The 14,383-nt window shown below is 36.2% G+C and carries 7 protein-coding genes; all 7 read left to right on the top strand.

Features of this window, described 5'->3' with window-relative positions; genetic code table 11:
• Positions 1 to 8 precede the first annotated feature (8 nt).
• The 7 genes from JNUCC23_RS14135 (at position 9) to JNUCC23_RS14105 (ending at position 14,213) form a co-directional block, all read left to right on the top strand.
• Positions 9 to 2,726, top strand: coding sequence for an alpha-mannosidase (locus tag JNUCC23_RS14135; protein ID WP_403070255.1), 2,718 nt, complete (start codon positions 9 to 11; stop codon positions 2,724 to 2,726).
• 5 nt (positions 2,727 to 2,731) lie between these two features.
• Positions 2,732 to 4,060 carry a glycoside hydrolase family 125 protein gene (locus tag JNUCC23_RS14130; RefSeq protein ID WP_454212006.1) on the top strand — a complete coding sequence of 443 codons (1,329 nt, stop codon included), beginning with the start codon at positions 2,732 to 2,734 and terminating at the stop codon, positions 4,058 to 4,060.
• Positions 4,061 to 4,133: 73 nt separating this feature from the next.
• On the top strand, positions 4,134 to 6,794 hold the full coding sequence (locus JNUCC23_RS14125) for an endo-beta-N-acetylglucosaminidase (protein WP_454212004.1): 2,661 nt from the start codon (positions 4,134 to 4,136) through the stop codon (positions 6,792 to 6,794).
• Positions 6,795 to 6,981: 187 nt separating this feature from the next.
• Positions 6,982 to 7,626: a YesL family protein gene (locus JNUCC23_RS14120; RefSeq protein ID WP_403070264.1), complete on the top strand. Its 645-nt coding sequence runs from the start codon at positions 6,982 to 6,984 to the stop codon at positions 7,624 to 7,626.
• Positions 7,627 to 7,646: 20 nt separating this feature from the next.
• Positions 7,647 to 10,769, top strand: a complete 3,123-nt coding sequence (locus tag JNUCC23_RS14115; RefSeq protein ID WP_454212002.1) for an alpha-mannosidase — start codon at positions 7,647 to 7,649, stop codon at positions 10,767 to 10,769.
• Between the two features lie 128 nt (positions 10,770 to 10,897).
• Positions 10,898 to 12,697 carry a sensor histidine kinase gene (locus tag JNUCC23_RS14110; RefSeq protein WP_454212000.1) on the top strand — a complete coding sequence of 600 codons (1,800 nt, stop codon included), beginning with the start codon at positions 10,898 to 10,900 and terminating at the stop codon, positions 12,695 to 12,697.
• 7 nt (positions 12,698 to 12,704) lie between these two features.
• Positions 12,705 to 14,213, top strand: a complete 1,509-nt coding sequence (locus JNUCC23_RS14105) for a response regulator (RefSeq protein WP_454211998.1) — start codon at positions 12,705 to 12,707, stop codon at positions 14,211 to 14,213.
• The last annotated feature ends 170 nt before the right edge of the window (positions 14,214 to 14,383 follow it).

Here is a 14,383-nt window from a genome sequence, read left to right as displayed (position 1 = left end):
GAAACAAAATGGAATCTAAGACTACTGCGCATATTATTTCTCACTCCCACTGGGATCGGGAATGGTATATGTCTTTTGAAAAGCATCGTTACTACTTAGTAAAGTTAATGGATACACTAATCGATTTGTTTGAAAAGGGAGAAGATTTTCAGAGTTTTCACTTGGATGGACAAACGATTATTTTAGAAGATTATTTCCAAATTCGTCCTGATAAAAAAGAAATAGTTAAGAAGTTAATACAAGAAAAAAAGCTTCATATTGGTCCTTGGTATGTGTTACAAGACGCATTCTTAACAAGCTCAGAAGCGAATGTCAGAAATATGTTGTACGGTTTACAAGATGCGAAGGAATACGGTGCTGTGTCAAAGTTAGGGTACTTCCCGGATACATTTGGTATTTACGGACAAGCACCTCAATTGCTTCTGCAAGCTGATATTAAAACGGCTGCGTTTGGGAGAGGTGTAAAACCAACAGGCTTTAATAATATGGTGAGCGATACGAAAACATTTGAATCGCCATATTCAGAACTTAAGTGGGAGTCGCCAGATGGTTCGGCTGTGCTTGGAGTATTGTTTGCGAATTGGTATTCAAACGGCAATGAAGTACCTGTAGATAAAGAGAGTGCTAAAACGTATTGGGAAACAAAGCTAGCTGATGCTAAGAAATATTCTTCAACGCCACATCTTCTTTTCATGAATGGGTGTGATCATCAACCAGTTCAAGTGGATATAGGTGAAGCAATCAAAGTGGCTGAAGAACTTTTCCCAGATACTACATTTATACATTCTAGTTTTGATGAATATTTAGAAGCGCTTCAGCGCTCATTACCAGAACAACTCCAGACGATTTCAGGTGAATTGCGAAATCAACTGACAGATGGATGGTCAACGCTTGTAAATACAGCCTCTGCTCGAATTTATTTAAAGCAGATGAATCAAGAGAGTCAAACACTATTAGAAAAAGTGGCTGAGCCACTATCTGTGTTTTCATATTTACTTGGTCATGAATATCCACGTGATTATTTGCGTTATGCATGGAAAACTTTGATGGAAAATCATCCACATGACAGTATTTGCGGTTGTAGTGTAGATGAAGTACATCGAGAAATGGTAACTCGTTTTGAGAAGGTTCAGCAGACTGCAGAAACTATTATCGAGGAAAAAGCCAATGAAGTTGTATCTCATATTTCAACGAAACAAAGTGGTGTTGATGAGGATATGATTCCAGTTGTCGTTTTTAACACATCAGGAAATACACGAGATGCGGTTATCGAAAAGGAAGTTGAACTAGAAAAAGTCTATTTTTCAGAGATGCCTTTTTCAGAGATTCCAAATTTTCTTCGTTCGAAGGATTTACCTAGTATTCATTTGGTTGATAAGAATGGCACGGAACATGTCTGTAAAACAGAGGATCTTGGTATTCGGTTTGGATATGACCTACCTGAGAATGGTTTCCGACGTCCATATTATGCAAGAACGATCAAATTAACATTCCTAGCTGAATCTCTTCCGGGCTATGGGTATAAAACATATTATATTAAACTTGCCACAGAAACGAACTTGAATGAACAGCCATCGATTAATCGAAGTGCTCATGAAATGGAGAATGAATATGTCCATTTATTGATTCATGAAAATGGTTCGTATACATTGACTGATAAAGAGACTGGGAAAGTATTCGGAAATCTAGGAATCTATGAAAATAGCGGGGACATCGGTAACGAATATATGTTTAGGAAACCGAATGGTGAAGTTCCTCTTACTACGAAAGATTTGAAAGCGCAGATAAGAGTAGTTGAAGACCATTCATTACGCTCTGTTATAGAACTTGTTCATGAGTGGGAGATTCCAAAAGAAGCCGATGAACAATTTCAACAAGAAAAAGAACGATTAGTTTGGCATAAGGACAGACAATCAGGTCGATCTTCTGAAAATGTAACCATTCGTTTAATTACACATATTCAGTTAGATCGAAAAGCAAAGGGACCTTCTGTTAAGGTTACAATTGAAAACCAAGCAAAGGATCATCGTTTACGTGTGCTTTTCCCTACTGATTTAGCTACGAATGAACATTATGCAGATAGTATTTTTGAAGTAGTAAAGCGTCCTAATACACCTGAAAGAGAGTGGGAGAACCCTAGCTTTGATCATCATCAACAGGCTTTTGTAAGTGTAACAGACGGAGAGCATGGGATGACAATTGCGAACAAAGGATTACATGAGTATGAAATCCTTGAGGAACAACAAACTATAGCCGTTACGATTCTGCGTTCAACTTCTGAATTAGGCGATTGGGGTCTATTTCCGACACCAGAGGCTCAATGTATCGGAACGTACCAAGCGGAGTGGATGGTTATCCCTCATAAAGGGACAGTGGTTGAATCAGAGGCATTCAAAGAGGCCTATGACTTCCAAGTGCCTGTGATTGTTGTGCAAACAGATGTGCATGAGGGGATACTTCCAACCGAAAAGACATTTTTCACTTGGGAAGGTAAATCGTTAGCAATCTCATCTATCAAGTTAGCGGAGGAAAGAGATGACGTAATTGCTCGATGGTTTAACACATCTGAAAAAGAAACAATGGTCATTGCTCAACCAATGCAAGGTACAACTAGTTATAAGAGTACGATCATTGAAAGTGTGAAAGAGCAGTATGAAAATACGCAAATTCAAGAAAAAGTAAAACCGTTTGAAATTATTAGCCTTGGTTGGCAAGTGAAGGAGTGAAGGAAATGATTACTGAGACTACAATCCCACAATCACTAACACAATTAATTGATAAGGTGAAGGAACATTTTCCTGAAGATAAAAAGCTTCAGGAAATGTTTGAACAATGCTTTGTGAATACGTATGAAACAACATTAAAGCCACAAGAAGATGGAACAACATTTGTTATTACAGGTGATATACCAGCAATGTGGTTAAGAGATTCTGCTGCCCAAGTACGCCCATATCTACTTGCTGCTGAAGAGGACGAAGAAATGGCGAAACTAATTGAAGGTGTTGTCCGCCGTCAAATGAACTATATCGTTCATGACCCATATGCAAATGCATTCAATGTAATTGCTAATGGAAAAGGCCATCAAGAGGATAAAACGGATATGTCCCCAATGACATGGGAACGTAAATATGAAATTGACTCACTTTGCTATCCGATTCAACTTGCTTATCTTTTATGGAAGTCAACTGGAAGAACATCCTACTTTGATGGCACATTTATAAAAGCATTAAACCAGATCTTGCATGTTTGGAAAGTTGAACAAAATCATGAGGATGAATCAACATATAGCTTTGAAAGAATGGATGTAAGACAATCAGATACTCTGAACAGAGATGGAAAAGGATCTAAAACTGTGAGAACAGGAATGACTTGGAGTGGATTTAGACCAAGTGATGATGCTTGTTTATATGGTTATTTAGTACCTGCAAATATGTTTGCGGTCGTAGTACTAGGTTATGCGTCAGAGATTTGTAAAGAAGTTTTAAAAGATGAAAGTCTTGCAACACAATGTGAGCAACTAGCTTCTGAGATAAAAGAAGGAATAGAAAAATTTGCCGTGTTAGAACATCCGATTTATGGAGATTTATATGTCTATGAAACAGATGGAATGGGTAGGTATCATCTTATGGATGATGCGAACGTTCCTAGTTTACTAGCGGCTCCATATCTTGGCTGGTGCCAATTTGATGATAAAACCTATCAGAATACTCGTAACTTTTTATTAAGTAGGGATAATCCATACTTTTATGAAGGAAAAGTGGCCAATGGAATTGGAAGTCCCCATACACCGGATCATTATATTTGGCATATTGCATTAGCAATTGAGGGGATGACATCTACAGATGTTTCTGATAAAAAGAGAATTTTGGAGATGATGAAGCAGTCAGATGGAGGAACTGGATTTATGCATGAGGGCTTTAATGCAGATCAACCAGAAGAATTTACGAGAGAGTGGTTCTCATGGGCAAATTCGATGTTTAGTGAATTTGTATTAAGTTTATGTGGTTTTGCAGTTAAAGGAAGTCCGCTTTATAAAAAGCTACAAGAAAACAGCATATAAGTTAAGAAACATTACCGCATCTTGGTTGTTACAGAGGTTGGAAAAAAATAATCTTAATAACAGGAGTGGGAATTTGTTGAAAATTAGATATGGTCTTATCACTGCGTTCTTAAGTTTGCTTATAGTGTGTGTACTTCCGATTACAGGTTTTGCAAAACAGCCGGAATCATCTTATTGGTATCCTGGAACATTATTAAAATGGAGTCCAAAAAGTGATCCTGACGCTGTATATAACAAAAGTACTATTCCATTAGCTGATAGAGAAGTTGTTTTCAGTGTAAATGAAACGTCACAGTCAGAAGCAAAATTGGTTGCATTATCGGCATTAAATCCCAACACGAGTGGGGTCCCATCTCAAGGTGGAAATGAATTTTTTGCCAATACTTTTAGCTACTGGCAGTATGTTGATTTAATGGTGTATTGGGCGGGTTCTGCTGGAGAAGGAATTATTACTCCTCCAAGTGCTGATGTAATTGATGCTTCTCATAAAAATGGCGTTCCAATCTTAGGAAATGTTTTCTTTCCCCCAACAGCTTACGGGGGACAAGCACAATGGGTAGACCAAATGCTTGTACAGCGTGAGGATGGATCATTTCCTGCTGCTGACAAACTGTTAGAGGTTGCTGAATATTACGGATTTGATGGCTGGTTTATCAACCAAGAAACAGCAGGTGGAAATAGAGAAACTGCTCAAAAAACAAAACAGTTTTTAAAATATCTTCAAGATAATAAGCCAAAAAATATGCAAATTATGTGGTATGACTCAATGGTTGAAAGCGGAGCAATTAGTTGGCAAAATCACTTAACAGATCGTAATAAAATGTTTTTGCAAGATGGTAATGACAAAATTTCCGACAGTATGTTTTTAAATTTCTGGTGGACGAATCAACAATCATCTCATGATAAGGCACTAGAAATTGGTAGAAGTCCATATGAACTATATACTGGCATTGATGTCGAGGCAAATGGAACGAACACAAACATTCCATGGAAAGGCATTTTCCCAGAAGGACAAAAACCATTGACTTCATTAGGGATTTACCGTCCAGACTGGGCTTTTAAAACAACTGAAACAATGGAAGCGTTCTATCAAAAAGAACAGGAATTCTGGACTGGAAAAGCTGGGGATCCTCGCAAGACTGGTGAAAATGGAGACTGGAAAGGGATGGCTCACTATTTTGATGCAAAAACGGCCGTTCAAGAGCTTCCGTTTGTGACCCACTTTAATACAGGTAGTGGGAAATTCTTTGCAGTAGATGGTGCTATACAAAGTAAAGAAGAATGGAATAATCGTAGTTTACAAGATATTTTACCTACATGGCGCTGGTTAAAGGATAGCGAAGGAGAACCTCTAGATGTTGACTTCGATTGGGATACAGCATTTTACGGTGGAAGTTCTTTGAATGTTTCTGGAAACTTAACGAAAGAAAATGCCACACATGTGAAGCTTTATAAAACGAATCTCCTAGTTGAAAAAGATACTGAGATCTCGGTAACTTACAAAACTGATATGAAAAAGCCTAACATGAAACTTGGTGTAAGCTTTGTAAATCAGCCTGATGATTTTGTGTTTTTTGATGTTAAGAAAAAGAGCCGAAATCAATGGATGAAAGAAACAGTTAAATTAAACAAGTATAAGGGAAAACGAATTGCGACGATTTCTCTATTCTTCGAAAGTGATAAAGCAATTGAAGATTATCAAATTAACATCGGAGAAATTAAAGTTACAAATAAACATAGCGATAAAGAAATCCCAGATATACCAAAGAAAGCTCAGGTGAAAAATCCAACTTTCAATGAAGGACTATATACGGATTTAGAATTATCATGGGAGTCTGTGGAAGGTGATATTCAGCATTATGAAATTTATCGCACTCTTCCTAATAAAGAAAAGGAATTTATCGGGGCAGTTCCAAATAATGCTTACTATATTTCGAACTTACGAAGAAGTGGTAAGGAAACAGCAACTTCCCTAGAAATTGTAGCTGTAACGACTGATTTTGTTCGAGGTGAAGCTGCGAAGGTCAAGTTTAAATGGCCTGCATACCCACAACCAAAGGCAGACTTTAAAGTAAATCAAACAGTTGTAGCACCAGGTGAAAAAATCCAATTCTTTAACAATTCATCAGAAGCGACAGAGGAAGTTCAATGGCAGATTGAAGGTGGCACACCTACAGTAAGTACTGAGCATAATCCAGTTGTAACGTATGAAGAAGAAGGGGTGTACTCCGTTACCCTGATCGCTAAAAATAGCGAGGGAGAAGACGTTCTTACAAAAGAAGGCTTTATTACAGTTTCAAAAGATGCAAAAAACATTACGAACGTTGCACTGAATAAAACTGCAACTGCTAGTGGACAATGCTCTCCTTCTGAAGGACCAAAGAACGCGATTGATGGGAATGTAACGAATAATAGTAAATGGTGTGCCATTGGTACAAATCATTGGTTAAAAGTTGATTTTGGTGAGGCGATTAATTTATCAAAATTTGTTGTCAAACATGCCGAAGCAGGCGGAGAGCCAGCAGCCTTTAATACAAGGGCATTCACAGTTGAGATAAGTCTTGATGGGGAAAATTGGACGAAAGCCGTAAATATCACAAATAATACAGCTGCTATTTCAGAACATCCCATTACAACGACCAAAGCTCAATATATTCGCTTATCTGTCCAACAACCAACACAAGGTGGGGACCAAGCGACAAGAATATTTGAATTCGAGGCATATGGATATTAAGTATGATAATCGGAAATGGGGTTATTCCCCCTTTTTGTGGGAAAGTGGCGGGGCTTCGCAAAATCAGCTCCGCACCGCCACTTTCATTAGGTAATACAGTTTTTAGAACCTGAGAACCTTTTTCATCGTTGGGTTGGGATCAGACGCTCAAGGATGTTTCTTACCATAATAGTAGGGGATGAAAAAAATGGGGAGAATGTTACAAGAAGTAAGTGAATGGATTGTTAGGTTAGTTTGGACGAATATTCTTTGGTTTGTATTTATCGTGGCTGGACTAGGTGTTTTTGGTATTATGCCAGCTACTGTTGCTTTATTTGCTGTGACACGAAAGTGGAAGATGAAAGAGCTAGACGTTTCCATATTGAAGATATATAAAGAAACCTTTAAAAAAGAGTTTGTCCGTTCAAATTGTATTGGGCTAATTTATGCGGCGATTGGCTTTTTTTTATATGTCGATTTAAGAATTGCTGAAAACATGGAAGGAACGTTTTCTGTTATTCTTTATGTTTTTATTAGTTTTATCATTCTTTTATATCTGAATACTATTATTCACTTTTTCCCTGTCTATGTACATTATCATTACTCAATAAAGGAGTACATCAAACAATCCTTTATTATTTCACTTATTAGTCCTTTTTCCACATTATTGATTGGTATTGGTTTGTTTTTTATTGGCTATTTAATTACAAATATGCTGGGACTTCTACCATTTATTTCAGGTGTACTGCCTGCCTATTGGATTATGAATGTTTGTATAAATAGATTTAATACTCTAGAACGGCAGCAATCACAAGTAAATAAACAAATGAAGTTCAAGGAAAGCGTAAATTAATATACGAATGGGGGATTTATATGTTTTTAGTAGAAAGAAAGCTAGAAGCAAGAATACAAGAATTGGCGCAGTTCCGTTATCGAGATGGCATGGAGATTGGTCAGTTTCGTACAATTGAGGATGAAGGTAAAGTAGGTACATATCCACCTATTGAAAAGGGGGACTCAACTTTACAACTAAGAGACCAATGGACGGGTCGAGACCGGTATCTTTGGCTAAGTGCAGATGTTCAACTTCCGGCAGAATGGACGGGTCGAAAAGTAGTTGGTTTATTTGACTTTGGACGTACTGGCGGAGGAAACAATTCTGGATTCGAATCATTATTATTCTTAAATGGAAATCCATACCAAGGCGTTGATTCTAACCATCAGGAAGTATTTTTCCCACCAACCGAAATAGGAAGCACTGTTCAATTAGACTTCAGACTTTGGTCTGGGCTTGAAGGCGGTGGAGAGCCAAAGGAGCAAACTTATACACTTGAGGTGGCCAAAGTGGCTTGGTTAGACGAGGCTTGCGATGATTTATACTATACATCTTTAGCAGCGTGGCAAACAATTAAAGAACTTAGTGATGACCGACCAGAAAAGCATGCAATTGTAACAGCATTAAATCAAGCTTTTAGGCAAATCAATTGGAGTAAACCGGGTGATGACGTATTTTATAGTAGTTGTGAGATTGCTAGTGAGGAATTGAATAAAAGTCTTAACGAAATCGAAAAACATCATCCTGTAACCATTCATTGTGTTGGACATACACATATTGATGTTGCTTGGCTATGGCGCTTAAAACATACACGTGAAAAGGCTGCTCGATCTTTTTCTACTGTTTTAAGATTAATGGAACAATATCCTGAATATTTATTCCTACAAACACAGCCACAGTTATATGAATATATTAAAGAAGACTATCCAGAAATCTATGAATCGATTAAGAAACGTGTAAAGGAAGGCCGTTGGGAAACTGAAGGTGGAATGTGGTTAGAAGCAGATTGTAATATTCCTAGTGGGGAATCACTAGTAAGGCAAATTTTGTACGGAAAAGAATTTTTCAAGAGGGAATTTGATGTAGATTGCCAATATTTATGGCTACCAGATGTATTTGGCTATAGCTGGGCACTTCCACAAATCTTGAAAAAATCAGGAATCGATACATTTATGACTACAAAAATTAGCTGGAATCAGTACAATCGCATGCCAAATGATACGTTCCAATGGCGTGGAATTGATGGGACTGAAATCCTCACTCATTTTGTAACCACTCCAGAACCTTGGAATTCGGATGATTCATGGTTTTATACATACAATGGGCTGATTACAGCAAAGACTGTAAACGGTGCATGGAATTCATACCGAAATAAAGATGTTAACCAAGATTTACTGCTTTCTTATGGCTATGGTGATGGTGGTGGTGGAGTCAATCGAGAGATGATTGAGCTTCGTCGCAGGTTCGAAAATATGCCAGGATTACCAAAGGTACAAACGACAAAAGCTGGAGATTTCTTCCGGAAATTACACGAAAATATTGAAAATACAAATGAATATGTCCACACTTGGGATGGAGAATTGTACCTTGAATATCACAGAGGAACCTATACAAGTCAAGCATATACAAAACGAATGAATCGAAAACTCGAGTTGAGTTATAGAGAATCAGAATGGTTGTCTGTATGGAACTCTCTATTATCTTCATGGGTGAAATATCCGAAGCAACAGCTTGATGAAGGATGGAAGATTATTTTACGAAATCAATTCCATGATATTATTCCTGGTTCATCCATTAAGGAAGTATATGAAGATGCAGCAGTGGAGTATAAACAAGCAGAAGATATCCAACTTGAAATTGATCAAAATAATTTCAATGAGTTTATTGAACCTAAGTATGAAACGTATACAGTCTTCAATGCAACTAATTGGCAAGATGCACAAAATGTATTCATCCCATACGATCAAACGAATGATGTAGCTGGAGGGTGGATTTCAGGTTCAGGTGAAAATCTAAATTGTCAACGAACTGAAACTGGTTGGTTAGTAGAATTAGATAAAACTAAACAATTTGGTGCAGTAGAAATCCAAGTCAAACAAGATCCTATGCTAGAAAATAATACACCATTTGTTATTAATGAAAAGTCGCTAGAAACACCTTTTTATCTAGTTGAATGGAATGACTCCCTTCAATTGACGCGTCTATTTGATAAGGAAGCTAATCGTGAAGTACTAGCACAACAGGAAAAGGGGAATATTCTTCAGATTTTTGAAGATAAACCATTGGCACACGATGCCTGGGATATTGATTTGTATTACCAAGAAAAAATGGAGGAAATCCGTGAAGTAGTATCTAGTGAAGTTGTTGAAAACGGTCCGCTTCGTATAGTCATTCGGACGAAATGGAAGTATCAAAGTTCTTTGGTTGAACAAGATATGATTTTCTATGCTCAAAATAGACGTATTGATTATAAAACAAAAGTGGATTGGCATGAGCAACGTAAGTTAATGAAAGTAGCATTCCCAGTTGATATTCGTTCAATCGAAGCAACGTATGATATACAATTTGGTAATGTGAAGAGACCGACACATTGGAATACGAGCTGGGATATGGCGCGCTTCGAAACAGTTGGACACCAATGGGCAGACCTGTCTGAAACTGGATACGGAGTGAGTTTGTTAAATGATTGCAAATATGGGTATGACATTAAAGACCAAACGATTCGCTTATCCTTGTTAAAAGCTGCAATTTACCCTGACCCAACTGCAGATCAAGGAGAACACGAGTTTACGTATTCATTGCTACCTCATCAAGGAGATTGGCGAGTTGGGCAAACAGTCAAGCAAGCTTGGTTTTTAAATAATCCATTGAAGGTAGTAAAGGGTGGATTTTTACCAGAAGAAAGCTCATTTATGAATCTAACTAACGATCATGTTAAGGTCGATGCGATTAAGAAAAAAGAAGATGAGGACGCAGTCATTATTCGCTTACATGAGTATGAAGGGCAACGGGGAAATGTCTTGATCGAATTCCCGAGAAACGTTAAAAAATGGTATGAAACAAATTTGATGGAACAGGCTGATAGCAAGGAACAAACTCAAAGTATTGATTTTGAAATAAAACCATATGAAATTAAAACTATACTAGTCTATTTTTCTTGATGAAATAAGATCATACATGATAAATAATTTATCCAGCTGTTGGAAAAGTGGAATTAATTCACTTTTCCAACAGAAAATATAGTAGAATAGTAGTTGGATAAGTAAGTTTGCATGGGAGGATCTAAGGAATGTTCTTGAGTAAAATGAAGAAGCGGCTAACGAATAAGGTGTTTAGCAAGATATTAATCACTTATTCCGCAACAATCCTTCTTACGATGTTTCTATTACTACTTGTATTATCACGCTATTATACAGAAGTTATTATTCAGAAAGAAATGGACGCAAGTACACGAACACTAGAACGGGTGGAATCGTATCTCCAACGAAAAAATGAGTATACACAAAATGTTATGCAAGACTTATATTTAAAAACAGATCTGATTTTTAATGATATTGCCTTTGCATTGCAACATGATTATGATACATATCTATCGTATCGACTAGATAAGTACAGTGAGAACTCTTCATTTGTTCCGAATAATCTTAATACATTTTTCCAAGCATATTTTAGCCAAGATCCTGATATCAATGCAGTGAGTTTAAAAAGTGCAAGCCCTGGTACAGAGTATCTATATATTTATAACCACTATAGGTGGAATAAAGATATGGCTAAGAAAGAAAATTTGGAAGGCAAAAGTCTTCATCCTGAAGACTTACAACTGCAGAATGTTGAGTGGGAGCAAGAACGAAGTATCTTCAATAATATTCAAATATCTCGTTCTATTAATGATCCCGCTACCCTTAAGAAATTAGGAGATCTTACAGTTTTTTATGATACATCAGGAATTCAAGATATGATTCGATTACGGAAATCCCAATTTAAAGGAAAAGTCTATATATTTCAAAGTGATGGGGATTATCTATACTCGTCAGACAATAGTAATATTCCAGAACCATTGAAAGATTTATCATTTAGAACGAGCTTTAAGAAAATAAAGTGGGATGGAAAAAATTATTATATTAATACTTTAGCTGATGAACAGATGGGTTACTTGTATGTAGGGTTCATCCCTGAGAATGATATGAAGAAAGTAACAATTGTACATAGGTATATGTTATTATCTACATTTATACTCTCCGGTATAGCAATTGCTGTAACCTATTTTGCCATGAGATCTTATTCTAGAAGAATTCATAAAATAGAAAAGGCCATTCACGAAGTTCGAAATGGAAATTTACAAATTAGAATCCCAGATAGTAGAGAAAAAGACGAGTTAACAACCATATCAGAAAGTTTCAATGATATGTTAGATGATTTAAACATGTATATTAAGGACGTATATGTTTTAAATATTCGCCAAAGAGAGGCTGAAATGGAAGCGCTTCAGTCAAAGATACAACCACATTTTTTATATAATACATTAGAAGCTATTCGCATGAAAGCTATAGCTGACGGATCTAAACCAGCTAGTAATATGATTTATAGCTTAGGGCAATTATTTCGTTATTCTTTAAGTAGTAGGGAAATCGTTCAAATTTCTGATGAAATCCAACATGTTAAGGAGTATATAGGTCTAAATCAGATTAGATATCCTAATCGTATAAACGTAACCTACGAGATTCCAGAAACTTGTTTAGACGAAAAAATGCTCAAATTTACCCTTCAGCCACTTATTGAAAATTATTTGATTCATGGCTTTCGAAAAGAAACAATACATAATGAATTACGAATAAAAGTTCAAAGAGTTCATCGGGATATTGAAATTATAATAGAAGACAATGGGAAAGGTATTTCTCAAGATAAATTATTGGCCATACATACAAAATTATTAGCAGGAACTACCACTTCTGAGGGTTCAATAGGGTTAAGTAATGTTCATCAAAGAATACGATTAAAATATGGACAAGACTATGGCATTCAAATTAGTAGTATTGAAGGAGAAGGAACGATTGTAGAAGTTAGAATTCCAGCAGCTAGGAGTGAATAATTGCAACATGTATAATGTCTTTTTAGTAGATGATGAACCATTTATTATTGAAGGTATGAAAGCCTTGGTACCTTGGGAAGATTATGGACTTAAAGTCGTTGGTGATGCTTCTAACGGAAGTGAAGCTCTAAAAAAGTTAGAAACATGTCATGTTGATCTATTATTAACTGATATCATGATGCCCTTAATGGACGGATTAGAATTAATTAGTATATTGAAAGAACGTCAACCTCATACCAAATTTATCGTTTTATCTGGATACGAAGAATTTGAATATGTGAAAAAGGGAATGAAGCTAGGAATCGAAAATTACCTTTTGAAGCCAGTCAATGAGCAAGAACTCATTTCAACATTGGAAAATAGTGTAGAGAAACTTGAAAAGTCTACAAATAATGAAGAGGCATACACGATTTTAAGAGATAATACGATTTGGCGATGTCTTAATCAAGACATCGATGCTAAAGAATGGCGGGAAAGAGTAGACTTATATAATTTGAAGTTTGGTGGTCATAAGCTAGCTATTGTTTTAATGCAAGTATCAGATGAGATTGAGCATGATAACATATCCTTTTTTAGAAAAAGGGTAGAGGAATTATTTCAGTCTGTCTGTATTATTAATCCAGATGGCGAACTTATCCTTTTAGTTTCGTCTACATGTGAAAAGGAACTTAAGAAAAAACTAGATGAATTGAACGAGCTATTTGCTGGATATGTTGCTTGTAAGTATCATATTAGTGTTGGATCATTTGTTTGCTCCACAAGTGAATTGTATAAGAGCTATCAACGTGCAAAAGAGTTATCTAGCTTTCGATTAGTACTCAAAGAAAGTGGACTGATAACAGATGAATCAATCATGCAGTATACCCAAGCAAGCTTTTCTACTTCGTATGAACTGGATGATCTAAAGAGATCTATTGTCGGATTAGAACAAGAAAAAGCGTTTTTGTGGATCAAAGGTGCCTTTGCTGTAATTAATAAATCTACTAAAAAGGTTGCTCCTACTATTATTAGAGGATTCGCTATCGATATAGTTACGTCCATCCAAAAAGATGTATCGTCACATACAAATGATCAAACAGTAGGTATTGTAAAGCGTATCTTAGAGGCCTATTCAATGGAACTTTTAGTTGACATTCTTATTGATTTTATTGAAGGGATTTTTAGAACATTAGAGCAAAAAACACAGCATGGAAGTCCTATTATTCAAAGCGTAGTGCAATATATTCAAGAACATTTTCATGAAGAACTTTCTTTGAAAACTTTAAGCTATAAATTCCATATAAACTCCATTTATTTAGGCCAACTTTTCCAGAAAGAAACTGGCTTAGTATTTTCTGAGTATATGAACCATTTAAGACTGGAAAAAGCTAAGCAATTGTTAAGAGGCACACATTTAAAAGCTGGAATAATTGGAAAACAAGTGGGTTATTCAGATTCTGCGTATTTTTATAAACAGTTTAAGAAGGTGGTGGGGATTACTCCGTCAGCTTGGAGAACGATGAATATCCAGTCATGATATCCCGTTATTCGGGATTTTTTCTGTTGTAGAGGGCCATATCTCGGCCCAAAAGAATCAACGAATATTAAAAGTGGTGGATGAACTACCGAATGTTTAATAAGTACAGTAAATCTTAATATTGTTAACTATATACATTTTTGACTTTTCTTTATTATAAAGATGTAAAG

The sequence above is a fragment of the Peribacillus sp. JNUCC 23 genome (genome assembly GCF_053653995.1).
The sequence above is the reverse complement of the archived record's forward strand: the minus strand, read 5'-3'. Positions and strand labels throughout refer to the sequence as shown.

Coding starts and splice junctions, on each gene's coding strand:
- JNUCC23_RS14130 (WP_454212006.1), top strand. CDS start 2,732: ATGATTACTGAGACTACAATCCCACAATCACTAACACAATTAATTGAT.
- JNUCC23_RS14120 (WP_403070264.1), top strand. CDS start 6,982: ATGGGGAGAATGTTACAAGAAGTAAGTGAATGGATTGTTAGGTTAGTT.
- JNUCC23_RS14115 (WP_454212002.1), top strand. CDS start 7,647: ATGTTTTTAGTAGAAAGAAAGCTAGAAGCAAGAATACAAGAATTGGCG.
- JNUCC23_RS14105 (WP_454211998.1), top strand. CDS start 12,705: ATGTATAATGTCTTTTTAGTAGATGATGAACCATTTATTATTGAAGGT.
- JNUCC23_RS14110 (WP_454212000.1), top strand. CDS start 10,898: ATGTTCTTGAGTAAAATGAAGAAGCGGCTAACGAATAAGGTGTTTAGC.
- JNUCC23_RS14135 (WP_403070255.1), top strand. CDS start 9: ATGGAATCTAAGACTACTGCGCATATTATTTCTCACTCCCACTGGGAT.